Annotated in this window: 13 protein-coding genes and 1 pseudogene; 5 read left to right on the top strand and 9 right to left on the bottom strand. The window is 67.0% G+C overall.

All coding sequences use genetic code 11. The features are described from left to right. Positions 1-65 precede the first annotated feature (65 nt). The gene (locus NE2_RS37170; protein WP_030516063.1) at positions 66-443 is read left to right on the top strand and encodes a hypothetical protein; all 378 of its coding nucleotides are present in this window, start codon (positions 66-68) and stop codon (positions 441-443) included. Here NE2_RS37170 and NE2_RS37165 read toward each other — a convergent pair. The 3 genes and pseudogenes from NE2_RS37165 to NE2_RS18595 form a co-directional block, all read right to left on the bottom strand. Then, positions 444-719 (bottom strand): annotated as a pseudogene (locus NE2_RS37165) (Ada metal-binding domain-containing protein); the annotation flags it as partial. A gap of 23 nt (positions 720-742) precedes the next feature. Next, positions 743-1,495, bottom strand: coding sequence for a 2OG-Fe(II) oxygenase (locus tag NE2_RS18600; RefSeq protein WP_084494140.1), 753 nt, complete (start codon positions 1,493-1,495; stop codon positions 743-745). Continuing rightward, positions 1,485-1,970: a methylated-DNA--[protein]-cysteine S-methyltransferase gene (locus NE2_RS18595; RefSeq protein ID WP_063027867.1), complete on the bottom strand. Its 486-nt coding sequence runs from the start codon at positions 1,968-1,970 to the stop codon at positions 1,485-1,487. The genes NE2_RS18600 and NE2_RS18595 overlap by 11 nt, the downstream gene beginning before the upstream one ends. 150 nt (positions 1,971-2,120) lie before the next feature. Here NE2_RS18595 and NE2_RS18590 point away from each other — a divergent pair, with 150 nt between their 5' ends. After that, entirely contained in the window at positions 2,121-2,543 is a 423-nt protein-coding gene (locus tag NE2_RS18590; RefSeq protein ID WP_063027865.1) for a PPOX class F420-dependent oxidoreductase, read from the top strand. Between the two features lie 22 nt (positions 2,544-2,565). Here NE2_RS18590 and NE2_RS18585 read toward each other — a convergent pair whose 3' ends face one another. Further along, positions 2,566-4,038 carry a flavin-containing monooxygenase gene (locus tag NE2_RS18585; RefSeq protein WP_063027863.1) on the bottom strand — a complete coding sequence of 491 codons (1,473 nt, stop codon included), beginning with the start codon at positions 4,036-4,038 and terminating at the stop codon, positions 2,566-2,568. Between the two features lie 69 nt (positions 4,039-4,107). Between NE2_RS18585 and NE2_RS18580 the strand changes: the two genes are divergently transcribed. Further along, positions 4,108-5,115, top strand: coding sequence for an AraC family transcriptional regulator (locus NE2_RS18580; protein WP_062968414.1), 1,008 nt, complete (start codon positions 4,108-4,110; stop codon positions 5,113-5,115). A 13-nt stretch (positions 5,116-5,128) separates the two neighbouring features. Here NE2_RS18580 and NE2_RS18575 read toward each other — a convergent pair whose 3' ends face one another. Both NE2_RS18575 and NE2_RS18570 read right to left on the bottom strand, forming a co-directional pair. Then, a complete protein-coding gene (locus NE2_RS18575; RefSeq protein WP_063027957.1) occupies positions 5,129-5,611 on the bottom strand; it encodes a nuclear transport factor 2 family protein in 483 nt (160 codons plus the stop codon). 103 nt (positions 5,612-5,714) lie between these two features. Continuing rightward, positions 5,715-6,485: an SDR family NAD(P)-dependent oxidoreductase gene (locus NE2_RS18570; protein WP_063027861.1), complete on the bottom strand. Its 771-nt coding sequence runs from the start codon at positions 6,483-6,485 to the stop codon at positions 5,715-5,717. A 115-nt stretch (positions 6,486-6,600) separates the two neighbouring features. Between NE2_RS18570 and NE2_RS18565 the strand changes: the two genes are divergently transcribed. Continuing rightward, positions 6,601-7,320, top strand: coding sequence for a TetR/AcrR family transcriptional regulator (locus tag NE2_RS18565; RefSeq protein WP_084494139.1), 720 nt, complete (start codon positions 6,601-6,603; stop codon positions 7,318-7,320). 99 nt (positions 7,321-7,419) lie between these two features. Here NE2_RS18565 and NE2_RS18560 read toward each other — a convergent pair whose 3' ends face one another. Next, positions 7,420-7,830 (bottom strand): DUF1801 domain-containing protein, encoded by a 411-nt coding sequence (locus tag NE2_RS18560; RefSeq protein ID WP_063027859.1) that lies wholly within the window; start codon positions 7,828-7,830, stop codon positions 7,420-7,422. Positions 7,831-7,849: 19 nt separating this feature from the next. After that, a complete protein-coding gene (locus NE2_RS18555) occupies positions 7,850-10,399 on the bottom strand; it encodes an ATP-dependent Clp protease ATP-binding subunit (RefSeq protein WP_063027857.1) in 2,550 nt (849 codons plus the stop codon). Between the two features lie 338 nt (positions 10,400-10,737). Between NE2_RS18555 and ctaD the strand changes: the two genes are divergently transcribed. Then, entirely contained in the window at positions 10,738-12,483 is a 1,746-nt protein-coding gene (gene ctaD, locus NE2_RS18550; RefSeq protein WP_084494138.1) for an aa3-type cytochrome oxidase subunit I, read from the top strand. Here the strand turns inward: ctaD and yidC are convergent. Beyond that, a complete protein-coding gene (gene yidC, locus NE2_RS18545; protein WP_063027855.1) occupies positions 12,480-13,316 on the bottom strand; it encodes a membrane protein insertase YidC in 837 nt (278 codons plus the stop codon). The two genes, ctaD and yidC, sit on opposite strands and share 4 nt — an antisense overlap. Positions 13,317-13,401 lie beyond the last annotated feature (85 nt).

The following is a 13,401-nucleotide window of genomic DNA, read 5'->3' as shown; positions in this document are numbered from 1 at the left end:
GCGGGGTGATTGCGGCTCTCGGCGCTTACACTTTGCGAGACCAACTGGAAAGGGACTGGCGCAGAATGGACGCGGTCGTCACGGAAGTTGCGGTCGAAGGTAAGCGGCTCATCGACGAGGTATGGCTGGGGCGGATTAGTCGCGAGCAGGCGGTACACCGGTTCGTGCAGGTGGGCGACGGTTTGGTCGAGTTCGACACGGCCGCCGACATCGTCGACGACGGACTGGCCTGGCTCGATTCCCACGCCTCCCGGCTACGACTACTGGCCTGGTGCTCCTGGCTGGAACTACCGGTCTTCGGCGGCCTGGCCGTGCTCGGCGTGCTGACCGAGGACTACCTGTCCACCGGATTCTCGCTGATCCTGCTGGCCGCCCTGCAATTGGTGCACCGGCACATCGGTCCGCCCCGGCCGCCGATCCGGCGGCGGCAGCGCAGCATCTGAGCGCTCGGACTTCCAGCGCCGATACGCCTCCGGCAGACACCGCGCGCACGGCCGGTATCCGGCGGCGACGGCGGTGGCCTCGTCGGCGAAGAACACCCGGTATGCGGCGTATTTGCCGCGGCGCAGGGCGCGCAGTGCCGCCGGGCAGTCCAGCCGCCCGTAGATGCGCTGACGCCGATGCCCGCCGATCGTGCCCGCGGTCGGGCTGCGGTACGGCACGGCGTCGGAGTTGAGCAGCACGTAATACCGCGCCGGAGCGCGGTCCCCGTCATCCATCGACACCCCTGTCGACGCCGCCCTCACGCATCGTGGAAAACCAGGCCGAGAGTATGGCGGTGTCCGCTGCGCACCACGCTCACGCCGTGGCGCATGGGCGCGGCCGACCAGCCGCGGGTGGACCGCACCGGGCGCTCGCGGGTGGTGAAGACCAGCCCGTGCCCCTGCGGCAGAGTGACTGCCGCGCCGCGGGATTGGGCGCGCGGGCGCTGTTCGACCATCAGGAATTCACCGCCGGTGTAATCCGAGCCGGCGGCATCCAGTCCGACCACCACCTGCAGCGGAAAGATCATGTCGCCGAAGAGGTCTCGATGCAGCGCGTTCCAATCGCCCGGGCCGTAGCGCAGCAGAATCTGCGCCGAGCGGTTCTGCCCGGCCCGGTGGCACTGGGCGATCCAGTCGTCCAACTCGTCCGGCCACGAACCGGGGCGGCCCAGTCGTTGCGCCCACATCCGCGCGATGGGCAGCAGTTTCGGATACAGCGCGGCGCGCAACTCGGAGACCACCGGAGGCAGATCGTGGGTGAAGTAGCGATATTCGCCGGACCCGAAACGGTGGCGCGCCATCTCGATGGTGGAGCGGAAGCGGCCGTCCTCGTCGTACAGGGCCGCGAGCGAGCGGCATTCGTCCGCGCTCAGCAGGCTGCCGCTGAGCGCGTACCCGTGCTCGTCGAGGTCGTCCGCCATCCGCGTCCAGTCCTGCGCATCCACCCGAGCACCGAACGACGTCGCGGTAAGTCCCGGTCCGGTCGCTGCCGGACCGTTTTCACGCCGCATGTTCGAGCTCCAGCAGTTGACGCTTGCGCTCGAGCCCGCCCGCATAGCCGGTCAGGCGGCCGTTCGCGCCGATCACCCGGTGGCACGGTCGCACGATCAGAACCGGGTTGGCGCCGATCGCGGCCCCGACCGCCCGCACCGCAGCCCGCGGCGCACCGACCCGGGCGGCGATGTCGCCGTAGGTCACCGTGCGGCCGTACGGGATGTCGTCGAGCGCCTGCCACACCCGACGCCGGAATTCGCTGCCCTCGACCGCGCAGTCGAGTTCGAAGCGGGTGCGCCGCCCGGCGAAGTAGCTGTCGAGCTGGTCGACGACCGATTCGAACGGTGCGCGATCTTCGATCCAATCAGGTTGCGCTACAACACCTTTCCCGCCCGCGATGGACAGGGCGGTGAGGGCGACACCACCCGGGCGCACCTCGCCGACGAGCATGAGCTCACCTAGCGGACTCGCCGTCGTCGTGTAGACCGTCATTGCTGATCCTTTCGGTATTCGATCCGTACGCTCCCCAATCTGCCGGAGCCCCGGATCGAATACCGGCGGAAATCAGACATCGCGTCCCAGCCGCGCGGCGAGTGCGCGCACCGCGGGAATGAAACGATTCGCGCAGGCGTCGGACTGGATATGCGACTTCCCGATTCCGCGCGCGAATTCGTCGGCGCCGGGGCCAACGCGACCCTGGTCACCCTGAATGCCGACGGCAGCCCGCAGATTTCCGTCGTCTGGGTGGCGTTGCAGTCCACTCCCGAGGGCGACGAGCTGGTCAGCGCCCATCTCGGCGAATATCTGAAGGTGCGAAACGTGCGCCGCGATCCGCGGGTGGCGCTGACCATCGTCTCGGATCAGCCCAGCGAGTTCATGCGACCGTATCTGTCCGTCATCGGCACCGCGCGCATCGTCGAGGGCGGGGCGCCCGAACTGCTGAAGGAACTGGCCGCCGTGCTCGCCGCACCGGGTCTGAACTTCCCCCCTGCCGACGCACCGCCGGGACTGCTGACCCGCGTACGGATCGACAAGATCGGCGGCGTCGGCCCCTGGGCGAGCTGACCGGACCGGTCCGGCGCGGCGCTCAGGCGTTCGACAGCGCCGCCGTGCGCCGGACCGGCTGCAGCGTCTTGTCCAGATTCGTGCGCATGGTCGTGGCCGAATCCAGCAGGTAGTTCTGCCGCACCTTCCACGGATGCCGATCGCCCTGCCGCGGGAAGTCGCCGATGGACCGCTGGATGTAGCCGGAGGCGAGGTCGAGCAGCGGATGTTCGGTGAGCTCGCCCTGCGGTTGCGGTACCACCGCGTCGTATCCACGCCGGTCCATATGGGCGATCACCTTGCACACCAGCCGTGAGGTCAGGTCGGCGCGCAGCGTCCAGGACGCATTCGTGTAGCCGATGCAGACCGCGAAGTTGGGAACGCCGGTGAGCATCGTTCCCTGCCAGACGAACCGGTCGGACAGGTTCACCGGCTCGCCGTCGACCTCCAGCGTGATGCCGCCGAAGGCCAGCAACTTCAGGCCGGTCGCCGAGATGACGACGTCGGCGGGGAGCACCCGACCCGATGTCAGCCGGATGCCCTCGGGCACGAAGGTGTCGATGTGATCGGTGACCACCTCGGCCTTACCCTTGCGCATCGCCTTGAAGAAGTCGGCGTCCGGCACCGCGCACAGCCGCTGATCCCACGGGTTGTACTCCGGGGTGAAGTGTTCGGCGACCAGCTTCTCGTCCTTGAGAATGCGAGTGGTCAGCCCGGTGAGCAGCTTGCGCGCCGCCTGCGGACGACGTCGGCAGTACTGATAGAAACCGACGTTGAACAGGATGTTCTTCGTGCGGATCACGCGATGCGCCAAGCCCGCCGGTAGCAGTTCCCGAATCTTGTCGGCCTGCTTGTCCCGGCCGGGCACCGCGGAGATCCAGGTCGGTGAACGCTGCAGCATGGTCACCAGTTCGGCCTGCTCGGCCATCGCCGGAACCAGCGTCACGGCGGTGGCGCCGCTGCCGATGACCACGACCTTCTTGCCGGCGTAGTCGAGATCCTCCGGCCAGAACTGCGGATGCACCATGGTGCCGGAAAAGGTCTCCACGCCGGGGAATTCGGGAGCGTGGCCCTCGTCGTAGTCGTAGTAGCCGGCGCACGAGTAGAGAAAGCGGCAGCTCAGCGTGCGCTCCGCATCGCCCTGCCGCAGGGTCAGCGTCCATCGCGACTCGGCGCTGGACCATTGTGCCGCAACGACTTTGGTGCCGTAGCGAATATGCTTGTCGATCCCGTAGCGGCGCGCCGTCTCGGTGATGTAGCGCAGAATCGAGGGACCGTCGGCGATCGATTTGGCATCGCGCCACGGCTCGAACGGGTAGCCGAGGGTGAACATATCCGAATCCGAGCGGATGCCGGGGTACCGGAACAGGTCCCAGGTGCCGCCCAGCGACTCGCGCGCCTCGAGAATCGCATAGGACTTTCCAGGCAATTCGGTCTGCACGCGGTAACCGGCGCCGATTCCGGACAGACCAGCGCCCACGATGACGACGTCGACATATTCACCAGCTGCGGTCATGGTTCCAGTCTCCTGGTTCCGCCCGCGGCATTCTTGATTTTGCGCGACAAGTATTTGATTCTGAACGACATGTCGGTGATCCGCTCGGCCGGTTTGCGCGGTTTTCGCGCGACCGTGGCCGAACTCGGGGGAAATGCGGAGGAATACGCGGCCGCGGCCGGTTACCCGATCGCCGCCCTGGACGCGGACGATCTGCTGGTGTCGGACGAGGCGATGGCGCTGGTGCTGGAGATCGCCGCCGACCGGCTGCGGTGTCCCGATCTGGGCCTCCGGATCGCCGCCCGGCAGGACCTCGGCATGCTGGGACCGCTCGCGCTGGCCATCCGCAGTTCGCCGACCCTGGCCGATGCGCTGGAGTGCACCTCGCGCTACCTGTTCGTGCACGCGCGCTCGCTGAGCCTGACCATCGAACCGGATCCCTACGGCGACCGTGGTGTCACGGCCCTGCGCTACGGCGTCGAACCGGGGTTCCCCCAACCCGTCCAGGGCACCGATCTCGGCCTGGGATTTCTGCATCGCACGCTGATCCGGCTGGTCGACGGCCCGTACGGCCTGCGCTCGGTGGAGCTGCCGTACCGCCCGCCGGGTCCGCGCGCGGCCTACGAGAATTTCTTCGGCGTTCCGGTGCGCTTCGAGCGACCGGCGGCCATGCTGCGGCTGCCGAGCAACCTCACAAGCCGGGCGATCGCGGGCGGCGATGCGAATCTGCGCCGGCTGGCGGTGGCATTCCTGGCCGAACAGGCCGGTGACACCGGCGCCTCCACGGTGCCGGGGGTGCGGGCCGCCGTGCAACAGCTGCTGGGCACGACCGCACCGCAGATCGATTCGGTGGCAAGGCTTTTGACGATCCATCCGCGCACCCTGCAGCGGCGCCTGGCGGCCGAGCACACGACCTTCGCCGCCATCGTCGACGACGTGCGCCGCAGTGAGGCCCGACGCTATCTGACCACGACGGATCTGCCGATGAGCCAGATCGCCTCACTGCTCGGCCTCGCGGAACAGGCCACCCTGACCCGCTGCGCGCGCCGCTGGTGGGACAGCACTCCCACCGCGATCCGGCGCACCGCCCGGGCCTGAGCGGCCGACCGGATCAGTGCGTGACGCTGGGGTCCCAGCGGCTGGCGGTGATGGTGAATCCCTGGATCGAGGCCAGCGGCATCATCGCCTCGTAGTTGCGCTGATAGCCGGTCTTCGTGATGCGCCAGCGGCCGTCGGATTCACGGCGATAGGTGTCGCGGTAGTACGCGGCGCCGCGAATCATGATCCCGTGCTCGGGAACGATGACCGTATCCTCCAGACACCAACTGCCGGAGGCGGAATCGCCGTCCACCGCGATCTCGGGATGACTGCACACATGCGAGGTGATCATGGTGCCGGTCATCGCGCCGCTGAGATAGCCGACGATGGCGTCGCGGCCCTCGAACTGCAGCGGCTTACCGCCCGACGGCGAGCCGTAATCGGCCACCGCGTCCGCGGCGAGGGTATCGGCGAACTCGTCCCACTCCCGCAGATCCAGCGTCCGCAGATAGCGGTATTTCAACGCACGAATCTCTTCCAACGCAACCAGATCCATCGCGGTCACCTCCTGGTTTCGGCCCCGCCAGCACAATAGAACACGTTTCTGTTTCGGTCCGGGCTTTCCCGATGACCGGGACGGCCCGGACCGATTCGCCGCATCAGGCGTGGGTGCCGCCGTCGATGCGCACCTCGGTGCCGGTGATGAAAGCGCCGTCGTCGGAGGCGAGCATGGCCACCACGCCGGCGACCGTGTCGGGCGAGGCGAAACCCTGGCCGAGCATTGGCATGAGCTTGGTGAACAGCGAGAAGTCGGCGTCCTCGGGCAGGCCCGGGCCGCGGCCGTCGGTCATATCGCTCGAGATCGAGCCGGGCGCCACGGCCACCGCGCGCAGGTTCTGCTTGGAGTACTCCGAGGCCAGCGCATGGGTCATCGACATGATGCCGCCCTTCGACGCGGCATAGGCGGCCATATACGGGTGCGCGAAGTAGGTGGACGTGGAAGCGAAGTTCACGATGACGCCGCGGCCGCTGTCCAGCAGCGCAGGCAGCGATTCCCGGATCATCAGGAAGGTGCCGGTGAGGTTGGTGGTGATGATGCGGTTCCAGTCCGCCAGCGGCATCTCGTGGGTGTGCGCCGAGCGGAGAATGCCGGCCGCGTTGACCAGCGCGTCCAGCCCGCCCAGGGTCTCCACGGCCTTGGCGACCCCGGCCTGCACCGAGGACTCGTCGGAGATGTCGATCGTGACGGTGGTCAGCCGATCGGCGCTGCCCTTCTCGGCGGCCTGCTTCGCGGTTTCGGCCAGCCCCGCCTCGTTGACGTCGGCGGCCACCACGGTGCCGCCCTCGGACAGGATGCGATGCACGGTGGCGCGGCCGATCCCGGATCCGCCGCCGGTGATCAGAACCCGGCGGTCTGCGAAACGCTCCATTGCGAAAACTCTCCTCAACTGCGATTTTCTCGTTTTGTTTGACACAGTACGCCTGAGTGGCACGTTGTGCCAGAGTGGCAATTCACGCTTAGACTGTGCGGACAGGAGGTGACTCATGCCCGAGTCGAGAACCGGCCCGTCCGCCCCCGCATCGCCGCGCCCGAACCTGGCCGCGCGGCGCAAGTCGGCGACCCGGATGGAGATCGCCCACACCGCCGCCCGCTTGTTCGCCGAGCGCGGCACCGCGGCGGTCACCGCCGAGCAGATCGCCGCCGCCTCCGGCGTCGGCCTGCGCACCTTCTATCGCTATTGCCGTACCAAAGAGGATGCCGTGGAACCGATGCTGTCGGCGGGTGCGTCTCGCTGGCTGGACATCCTCGGCGACGGACCGGACCGATTGCCTACGATCGCGGAACTGGAGACCGCCGCGATCCGCGCGCTGAACGTGGTGGACCGCGACGAACTCGACATCACCCGCGGCCTGTTGCGCGCGATGGCCGACGATTCGGCCCTGCGCGCGGTCTGGTTCCGGGTCAACCTCACCGGTGAGCACGCCCTGCTGGAGCTGCTGACGAAACTGTCCCCGGACACCGATCCGCTGCGCCTGCGCACCCTGGCCGCCGCGGCAGCCGGCGCGATCCGCATCGGGCTCGAGCAATGGGCCGACGACGACGGCCCGGTGGCACAGCCGGGTAGTGTTGCCGAAACATCCTCGGCCGCAGCGCGAACCGATACGCGAGCGAGCGGACCGGCTCCCCTGGTGGTCAGATGTATGCGCGAACTCACCGCCGGCGTCTACGCACAAGCCCCTGCGGACACGACAACGGCGGGCTGAAAACGGCCACGGCTCCGGACCGCGCGATCCGCCCACGGCGACATGCCGGCCTGCGCCGATCCGCCGCACGGGGTTCATGAACTCAGCCGGAGAGATCCGTCAATCCACCTGTGCGGCACCATGTTTCAGCTTGCGCCAACCGCCTGCGCGATTGTTCGCGATGATCTGCCGCAGCATCGCCGACAGCGCGGGGGCGTTGATCGTCTCCCCCTCGCGAATCGCCACGGTGCGCGCCGTCGTGTTGTCGTGACCGCCCGTGATGATCCCCTCCGGATCGGGCACCATCGCCCCGTCGTAGAGGAATATGTCGACGTGCGTCTTCGTCGCCAGAAGCGCGCAGATGTTGCCGTCGAGGACGAAATACGGTCGTACTCTGCGCTTTACGGTCTCGGCGACATCCGCGTCGGCGGCGTGGACGAGTGCGCGCACCTGGCGGCAGATATCACGCTGCCACGCCGGTAGCGCGTCGATGTAGGCGTCGACGCGCGGATCGGCCACGTAACTCACCATGCCGGACTCCTGGCGGATGTCAGCTCTTTCCGGACTTCGCTCCGGACTTCTTCTCGGACTTGGCATCGGACTTACCGTTCGTCTTCTTACCCTTCGGCTTCTGGCCGTTCGCGGAGGCGTCGAGCGAGCGTTCGGCCCCGGATCCGGCCACCGCGGCGACGAGCAGCCCGGACCCGTCGGCATCGACGCGCACGGTGTCGCCCGGGTTCAGCTCGCCACCGAGCACCAGCCGGGACACCTGATTCTCCAGCTGCTTCTGCACCGTCCGGCGTAGCGGGCGAGCGCCGAATTCGGGCTGATAACCGTTCTCGGACAACCAATCCCGCGCCGCGTCGGTGACGTCGAGTTCGATATCCTGGGCCCGCAGGCGGCGCCGGGGGCCGTCGAGAACCAGATCGACGATGCGGCGCAGCTGTTCCTGGTCGAGCCGGTGGAACACGATGGTCTCGTCGATGCGGTTGAGGAATTCCGGCCGGAAATGCTGTTGCAGCCGCTCCATCAACCGCGGGGTGATGGCGTCGAGCTCCGCCGAAGTGGCCTTCAGAATCAGATCCGAACCGATATTGCTGGTCATGATCACGATGGTGTTCTTGAAATCGACCGTGCGGCCCTTGGCGTCGGTGACGCGCCCGTCGTCGAGCAACTGCAGCAGCACATTGAAGACGTCCGGATGCGCCTTCTCCACCTCGTCGAACAGGATCACCGAATACGGCTGGCGGCGAACCTTGTCGGTGAGCTGTGCGGCATCCTCGTAGCCCACATATCCGGGCGGTGCGCCGACCAGGCGGGACACCGTGTGCTTCTCCTGGAATTCGCTCATATCGAATCGGATCAGCCGGTCCTCGTCGCCGAACACCGCCTCCGCCAGCGCTTTCGCCAATTCCGTCTTGCCCACACCGGTCGGGCCGAGGAACAGGAACGAGCCGATCGGACGGTTCGGATCCTTCATCCCGGCGCGGGCGCGGCGCACCGCCTCGGCGACGGCCACGATCGCCTCGTCCTGCCCGATCACCCGCTTGTGCAGCACGTCCTCCAACTGCAGCAGGCGCTGTCGTTCCTCGACCGTCAACTCCGACACCGGAATTCCGGTCTGCTTGGACACCACCTCGGCGATGTCGTCGAGAGTGACCGTCGGCGCCTCGTCGGCGGTGATGTGGCCGACCCGTTCCTCGGCGGCGGCGATCTCGCTCTTGAGTTCGTCCGCGCGGGCGTAGTCCTCCGCCGCGACGGCGGCATCCTTCTCACGCTCGAGGCGAGACGATTCCTCCTGTGCCGCGCGCAGATCCGGGCCCGGCATGCGGGTGCGCAACCGGACCCGGGCGCCGGCCTGGTCGACCAGGTCGATCGCCTTGTCGGGCATGAACCGGTCGGTGATGTAGCGGTCGGAAAGCTCCGCCGCGGCGACCAGCGCCTCGTCGTCGTAGTGCACCTGATGGTGCTCCTCGTAGACGTCGGCGAGTCCGCGCAGGATTTCGATGGTGTCGGCGACCGACGGTTCCGAGACCAGCACCGGCTGGAAGCGGCGCTCCAGAGCGGCGTCCTTTTCGATGTAGCGCCGGTATTCGTCGACGGTGGTGGCGCCGATGGCATGGAGTTCGCCGCGGGCCAGCGCCGGTTTGAGCAGGTTGCCCGCGTCCATCGAGCCCTCGCCGCCGGTGCCGGCGCCCACGATGGTGTGCAACTCGTCGATGAACAGCACCAGTTCGTCGGAGTGCTCGCGGACCTCGTCGAGAATCTTGGTCAGCCGCTCCTCGAATTCGCCGCGGTATTTGCTGCCCGCCACCAGCGAGCCCACATCGAGGGCCACCACCCGCCGGTCGGCCAGGGTGCTGGGCACATCGCCGTTGACGATGCGCTGCGCCAGGCCCTCGACTATCGCGGTCTTGCCGACACCGGGGTCGCCGATGAGTACCGGATTGTTCTTGCGCCGCCGGGAAAGGATTTCCACGGTCTGCTCGATCTCCTCGGCGCGGCCGACGACCGGGTCGACCTTGCCCGCTCGGGCCTCGGCGGTCAGATCCCGGCCGTATTCATCGAGCGTCGGAGTGTCGGTGGGCTTCTTCTGCCCCTCGGCGACGGGCAGTTTCGCCCCCGAAAGAGCCTGCGCGGCAGGACTTTCCGGATTGTCGGCAATGCCCAGCAAGATATGCTCCGGGCCGATGTAGCTCGATCCCGCTTCGGCGGCGTTGCGCTGCGCGGTGCGCAGGGCCAGTTTGGCGCCGGGTCCCAGGACGACTTGGCCGCCCGCGGTCGCGGTGGCCTCTCCGCTGCCGGCGGCACCGCGCATCTGCGCGGCGACCTGGTCCGGATCCCGGCCCAGCTGGGCGATGATCCCGCGCGACGGTTCGACCTGGGTGGCGGCGTAGAGCAGATGTTCGGCGGTGACCTCCGGATTACCCCAGTCCTGCGCGGCCGAGCGGGCGATCGCGATCAGCTCCTTGGCGCTGTCGCTGAGCAGCCGGCCCAGATCGATGCGCTGTACCGGTGGCTGCGCGGCCATCCCGGGGCCGAAGAAGCGATTGAACAGATCGTCGAAGGAGTTGAACGAACTGGGCCAGGCAGCGGTCATGTCCACACCTCGTATCTCGGAATCTCGTCGTCGCAGCGGCGAGCGAACGGACAGCTACGGTCCGCACCGCCACACTCACCTCAGAACCACTCCGGAACGGTCGGGTCCCACCGTACTCCCGGCCGTCGCTTCCGTGGAGGTCACCGAAGCATCCGTTACTTCCCAGCGATCCTCGTGGAAGTTTCCGGCGATCCATCTGCCGGGAAGTGGGTATCGATGGGAGCATGGGCGCGTCCGGCGAAGATCACGACCGATCGCGCACCGATACCCGGCGGGATTCGACACGTTGATCTTGCCGCGGTGCCACACTCGAAGATGGTTGGGCTCGAGGAGGAACTGTGACTACAGCACCATCTCGCGGCGCCGCCGAGATCGAAGCCGCAAGGCCTTATCCCCGGCGGATCGCCCCGAAGGGTTCGCAGATCTGGACGATCGTCACGACGACCGATCCGAAGCTGCTCGGCATGATGTACATCGTCAGCTCGATGGCGTTCTTCCTCGTCGGCGGCCTGATGGCGCTGCTGATGCGGGCCGAGCTCGCTCGCCCCGGGCTGCAGTTCCTGTCGCCGGAGCAGTTCAATCAGCTGTTCACCATGCACGGCACCCTGATGCTGCTGTTCTATGCCACGCCGATCGTGTTCGGCTTCGCCAACTGCATCCTGCCGTTGCAGATCGGCGCGCCCGATGTGGCGTTCCCACGACTCAACGCCCTCAGTTACTGGCTCTATCTCTTCGGCGCCACACTCGCCACCGCCGGATTCGTCACACCCGGCGGCGCCGCCGACTTCGGCTGGACCGCCTACACCCCGCTGTCGGATATCGTGCACTCCCCGGGGGTGGGCTGCGATATGTGGATTCTGGGTCTGGCCGTCTCCGGCCTGGGCACCATCCTCGGCGGTGTCAACATGCTCACCACCGTGATCGTCCTGCGCGCGCCGGGTATGACCCTGTTCCGGATGCCGATCTTCACCTGGAACATCGTGGTGACCAGCGTGCTCGTCCTGATGGTCTTCCCGATCCTCACCGCGGCCCTCATGGCCCTGGCCTACGACCGCCATCTCGGTGGCCACATCTATGATCCCGCGACCGGCGGCAACCTGCTCTACCAGCACCTGTTCTGGTACTTCGGCCATCCCGAGGTCTACATCATCGCCTTGCCGTTCTTCGGTATCGTCACCGAGATCTTCCCGGTGTTCAGCCGCAAGCCGGTGTTCGGCTACACCGCCCTGGTCTACGCGACGATGAGTATCGGGGCGCTGTCGGTGGCGGTCTGGGCACATCACATGTTCGCCACCGGAGCCGTACTGCTGCCGTTCTTCTCCTTCATGACTTTCATGATCGCCGTCCCGACCGGGGTGAAATTCTTCAACTGGATCGGCACGATGTGGAAGGGCCAGCTCACGTTCGAAACGCCGATGCTGTGGGCGCTCGGATTCCTGGTTACCTTCCTGTTCGGCGGCCTGTCGGGCGTCATCCTCGCCAGCCCGCCGCTGGACTTCCATGTCACCGACACGTATTTCGTTGTGGCGCACTTCCATTACGTGCTGTTCGGCACCATCGTGTTCGCGACGTTCGGCGGCATCTACTTCTGGTTCCCGAAGATGACCGGCCGGCTGCTCGACGAGCGACTCGGCAAGATCCACTTCTGGACCACCTTCGTGGGCTTCCACACGACCTTCCTGGTGCAGCACTGGCTGGGTGCGGAAGGGATGCCGCGTCGCTACGCCGACTATCTGCCCTCCGACGGATTCACCACGCTCAATACCGTGTCCACCATCGGGTCGTTCATCCTCGCCTTCTCGATGATCACCTTCGTCTGGAATGTGTTCCGCAGCTACCGCTACGGCGAGGTGGTCACGGTGGACGACCCGTGGGGGTACGGCAATTCGCTGGAGTGGGCGACCACCTGCCCGCCGCCCCGGCACAACTTCTACGAACTGCCCCGAATCCGTTCGGAGCGACCGGCATTCGAGTTGCACTATCCGCACATGATCGATCGCCTGCGCGCCGAATCGCATATCGGCTGGGGCGCCCCGCATGCGGATGTGCACGAGACCGCCCCGGCCGAACAGCAACGGGCCTAGATCGTCGGGACCGCCGGGGGCGGTAGCGGTTCCAGCGGGCCGAGCCTGCGATGGACGACGTGCTGCTGCACGAAGGTCCAGGTATTGCTGGTCGCGAAGTAGACCAGGATGCCGACCGGCATCACCAGGCCCGCGACCAGCGTGCCCAGCGGAAACAGCCACAACGTCACCGCGTTGATCAGCCGCATCTGCGGGGTGATCTCGAGCTGGCGAGCGATCGACGCCCGCGCGGTGTAGTGGGTCGCGACGGCCGCGATCAGCACCAGCGGGACCGCCACGACGGCCACCGACGCCACGCTGTCGGTGGAGGTCAGCGTCGCCGACAGCGGTGCGCCGAACAGATCGGCGTGCAGGAACGACCGCACTTGCTCCGGTGCGAACACGTAATTCGCGGTATCGGCGTTCTGCGCCGCGGACATCGCGGTGGTGTTGCCGAGGAACGGCACATACGAGCCGCCGCCGGTGCGGTCGAAGGAATGCAGCACATGCAGCAGTCCCAGGAACATCAGCAGTTGCACGAGCACCGGCAGGCAGCCGCTGAGCACGTTGAAGTTGTGCTGCTGCTGCAATTTCCGGGTTTCCACGGCCAATCGCTCGCGGTCGTCGCCGCATTCGGCGCGCAGCTGCCGCATCTTCGGTTGCAGAACGGCCATCGTGCGGGAGAACCGGACCTGAGCAAGGAACGGCCGATACAGGGCAGCGCGCAGGGTCACCACCAGCATGACGATCGCCAGGGCCCAGGACAGGCCGCTCGCGGCGCCGAACAGGACGGCGAATCCGGTGTGCCAGAGCCAGAGAACGGCGGCGACCGGGTAGTACACGAAATCGAGCATGGGATATCACCTCACTTCGAGGCACCCGTGAAGGTACGGGCGAGTGAACAGGGGCGGCTGGACAGCTGCGCGTTCACTGCGGCCG

Source organism: Nocardia elegans NBRC 108235 (genome assembly GCF_001612845.1).
Lineage (GTDB): Bacteria > Actinomycetota > Actinomycetes > Mycobacteriales > Mycobacteriaceae > Nocardia > Nocardia nova.
The sequence above is the reverse complement of the archived record's forward strand: the minus strand, read 5'-3'. Positions and strand labels throughout refer to the sequence as shown.